The sequence below is a fragment of the Inquilinus sp. genome (genome assembly GCF_057815775.1).
The window spans coordinates 1-2,703 of sequence record NZ_JBYRFX010000525.1 but is presented as its reverse complement, the minus strand read 5'-3'; the positions used below and the strand labels follow the sequence as shown (position 1 = coordinate 2,703).

Below are 2,703 nucleotides of genomic sequence, written 5' to 3'. Positions count from 1 at the left end.
CTCTGGATGCCCGGATCAAGTCCGGGCATGACAGTTGTGAGGAAGGCTGGCGGATCCCAGGCTGAAGACAGTTGCTGCGCGCTCAGGCCACCCGGCCGAAGCCGATGCGGGCGATGCCGTAGCGGCGCTCGTCCAGCAGGTCGAGCCCCGGCACGGCGGGCTCGTCGGCCGCGGTCTCGGCCACCACCAGGCAGCCGGGCGCCAGCCATCCGGCGGCGGACAGCGCCGCGATCGCCGGGCCGATCAGCCCCTTGGCATAGGGCGGGTCCAGGAACAGCAGCGTCGCCCGGGTCTTGGCCGGCGGCGGCTTCAGCGCGTCGGCGCGCAGCAGATGGGCGCGCGCGGTCTCGCCCAGCGTCTCGGCATTCTTGCGGGCGAAGCCCAGGGCTGTGGCGGAGCTGTCGAACAGCCAGGCCTCGGCGGCGCCGCGCGACAGCGCCTCGAAGGCCAGCGCCCCGGTGCCGGCGAAGGCGTCCAGCACAACCGCATCGGTCACGGCGTCGCCGTCGTCCGGCCCGTATCCGGCATGGGCCAGGATGTTGAACACCGCCTCGCGCACCCGCTCGCTGGTCGGGCGGGTGGCGCGGTCCGGTGGTGCGGCGAGGGCGCGGCCCCTATGCCGGCCGGCGACGAGGCGCAGCGGCATTGCGAGGGGCAGGAGCGGCAGGGGGCTTGGGGCCGCCGGCGGGATTGGAATTGCCGGCAGGCTTGTGGCCGGTGGCGGACTTGGCCGCCGGCTTCGGCTTCGGCGGCTCCTCGTCGCGGTTTTCCATCCAGCGGCCGAGCTGGTCGCGCAGCACCGAGGCCTTGATCTCCTCGGCCTGGCCCTTCTCCAGGATGCCCAGCTGGAACGGGCCGTAGGCGATGCGGATCAGCCGGTTCACGTTCAGGTTGATCGCCTCCATCACCTTGCGGACCTCGCGGTTCTTGCCCTCGCGCAGGGTGATGGTCAGCCAGGCATTGGCGCCCTGCACCTTGTCCAGCTCCGCCTCGATCGGGCCGTAATGGACGCCGGAGACGGTGATGCCCTTGGCCAGTTCGGCCAGCCTGGCCGGATCCGGCGTGCCGTGGACGCGCACGCGGTAGCGCCGCGGCCAGCCGGTCGACGGCAGCTCCAGCCGGCGCGACAGCTCGCCGTCATTGGTCAGCAGCAGCAGGCCTTCGCTGTTGAGATCCAGCCGGCCGATCGACACCACGCGCGGCAGATCCTCCGGCAGGTTGTCGAACACGGTCTGGCGCCCCTGCGGGTCGGACCGGGTGGTCACCAGCCCGGCCGGCTTGTGATAGCGCCACAGCCGGGTGCGCTCCGGCTCCGGCACCGGCACGCCGTCGACGCTCAGGATGGCGCCGGGCGGCACCACCACGGCGGGGGTGTCCAGGATCTTGCCGTCGATGGCGACGCGGCCCTCGGCGATCCAGCGCTCGGCCTCGCGGCGCGAGCACATGCCGGCGCGGGCCAGGACCTTGGCGACGCGCTCGCCGTCCTTCTCAGCCCCATCCTTGAAGGTGCCCTTCGGCTTCGGCGCCGGCTTCGGGCCTGCGGCCTTTCTCGCGGGGGCCTGTTTCGTGAGGGTCAGCGTCGTGTTCGTGGCCGGCTTCGGGGCGCCCCCGGCTTTCGCGGGGCCCTTCGCCGTCACGGCGGTGGTCTTGTGATCGGTCTTGCTCATCGCTCTTGTTTAGCGCGAAGCCTGCGGCCAGGGTTAGCGCGAAACACTGGGATCTGACCCGTGCCCGTGGAACCGCCCGACTCGAACCTGACCGACAGCTACATGCGCCTCGCCCTGGACGAGGCAGCGGCTGCGGCTGCGCGCGGTGAGGTGCCGGTCGGCGCGGTGCTGGTCGAGGCCGCGACCGGCGCCGTGCTGGCCCGGGCCGGCAATCGGGTGGAGGAGCTGGCGGACCCGACCGCCCATGCCGAGGTGCTGGCGATCCGCGAGGCCGGGCGGCTGCGTGGCCGGCCGCGGCTGCCGGATTGCGACCTCTATGTCACGCTCGAACCCTGCGCGCTGTGCGCCGGCGCGATCTCCTTCGCCCGGCTGCGCCGCCTGGTGTTCGCAGCCACCGACCCGAAGGGCGGCGCGGTGTTGCACGGCCCCCGTTTCTTCGAACAGAAGACCTGCCACCATCGGCCGCAGGTGGAGCAGGCGCCGCCGCATGGCGCCGAGGCGGGCGAGCTGTTGCGGGCCTTTTTCCGGGCGCGGCGGGCGCAGGCGGGGGCGACGTTTACAAAACGCTAACTTTCAATCCGGGCTGTGCCTCGTATCGTCTGGCCGGTCCCGGCGCGGCAAGCCGACCGGGCCTTAGCGTATCCGCAGGATCGCCTGCACCCGGCTTGCCGAGGCCGTCCGATGAAGCTGTGGAAAATCTCCCAGGACGTGAACGACGAGACCGACACCTACGACTCCGCCATCGTCGCGGCCGAGACCGAGGATGCGGCCCGCCGGATCCACCCGAACCGGATGCCCATGTCCTGGCGCTTCAGTCAGGGCAGCTGGTGTTCACCGCAGGAGGTGAAGGTGGAACTGATCGGCGAGGCCCGGGACGGCCTCCGCGACGGCGTGATCCTGGCGAGTTTCAACCCGGAATAGCGGGCGGGCGAAGGGATCCCGCCACAGGATTGCTGCAAAGGCGCCCGGTCCGTCACCTCACGGCCACAGACCGCAGGCGGAATGGCGGCTGATTGTCTGCCGGTTATGATCGAGG

Annotated in this window: 4 protein-coding genes; 2 read left to right on the top strand and 2 right to left on the bottom strand. The window is 71.5% G+C overall.

What is annotated here, in order from left to right:
* Nucleotides 1–82 precede the first annotated feature (82 nt).
* Both rsmD and AC3XYG_RS18285 read right to left on the bottom strand, forming a co-directional pair.
* Nucleotides 83–646 carry a 16S rRNA (guanine(966)-N(2))-methyltransferase RsmD gene (gene rsmD / locus AC3XYG_RS18290; RefSeq protein ID WP_489141284.1) on the bottom strand — a complete coding sequence of 188 codons (564 nt, stop codon included), beginning with the start codon at nucleotides 644–646 and terminating at the stop codon, nucleotides 83–85.
* The gene (locus tag AC3XYG_RS18285) at nucleotides 615–1,667 is read right to left on the bottom strand and encodes a pseudouridine synthase (RefSeq protein WP_489141283.1); all 1,053 of its coding nucleotides are present in this window, start codon (nucleotides 1,665–1,667) and stop codon (nucleotides 615–617) included. Before AC3XYG_RS18285 ends, rsmD begins: the two co-directional genes overlap by 32 nt.
* A 102-nt stretch (nucleotides 1,668–1,769) precedes the next feature.
* Here AC3XYG_RS18285 and AC3XYG_RS18280 point away from each other — a divergent pair, with 102 nt between their 5' ends.
* Together AC3XYG_RS18280 and AC3XYG_RS18275 are read left to right on the top strand one after the other, a co-directional pair.
* Nucleotides 1,770–2,237: a nucleoside deaminase gene (locus tag AC3XYG_RS18280; RefSeq protein WP_489141285.1), complete on the top strand. Its 468-nt coding sequence runs from the start codon at nucleotides 1,770–1,772 to the stop codon at nucleotides 2,235–2,237.
* Nucleotides 2,238–2,348: 111 nt separating this feature from the next.
* Entirely contained in the window at nucleotides 2,349–2,588 is a 240-nt protein-coding gene (locus AC3XYG_RS18275) for a hypothetical protein (RefSeq protein ID WP_489141282.1), read from the top strand.
* The last annotated feature ends 115 nt before the right edge of the window (nucleotides 2,589–2,703 follow it).